The sequence below is a fragment of the Pseudoalteromonas sp. SIMBA_162 genome (assembly GCF_046535955.1).
GTDB classification, from domain to species: Bacteria; Pseudomonadota; Gammaproteobacteria; order Enterobacterales; family Alteromonadaceae; genus Pseudoalteromonas; species Pseudoalteromonas marina.
Genome location: NZ_JAWJBQ010000254.1, coordinates 1 through 282, shown reverse-complemented (window position 1 = coordinate 282; position 282 = coordinate 1). Strand labels below are relative to the sequence as shown.

Annotated in this window: 1 protein-coding gene; it reads left to right on the top strand. The window is 63.8% G+C overall.

Annotated features, from left to right (window positions below):
- On the top strand, positions 1-262 hold a 262-nt coding region (locus R0J88_RS19575; RefSeq protein WP_410900808.1), incomplete at its 5' end, for a kinase/pyrophosphorylase.
- Between the last annotated feature and the right edge of the window lie 20 nt (positions 263-282).

Sequence of the window (282 nt, the reverse complement as noted above, 5' to 3'; positions counted from 1 at the left end):
GCCCGCCTCACTGGCGCAATATCGTCACAAGCTGTTCGGGCTGACCATCGACCCGCGCCGTCTGGCGGCCATTCGTACCGAGCGTCGCCCCAACAGCCGCTACTGCTCGATCGATCAGTGTCTGCAGGAAGTCGAGCAGACCGAGGCGCTCTTCCGCCGCTCCAAGGTGCCCTACATCGATACCACGCGTTTCTCGATCGAAGAGATCTCGACGCGCATGATCGCCGAGACCGGCCTGGCACGCCGCTTCTCACCGCGCTGATCCCGACGCCAGATCATCAC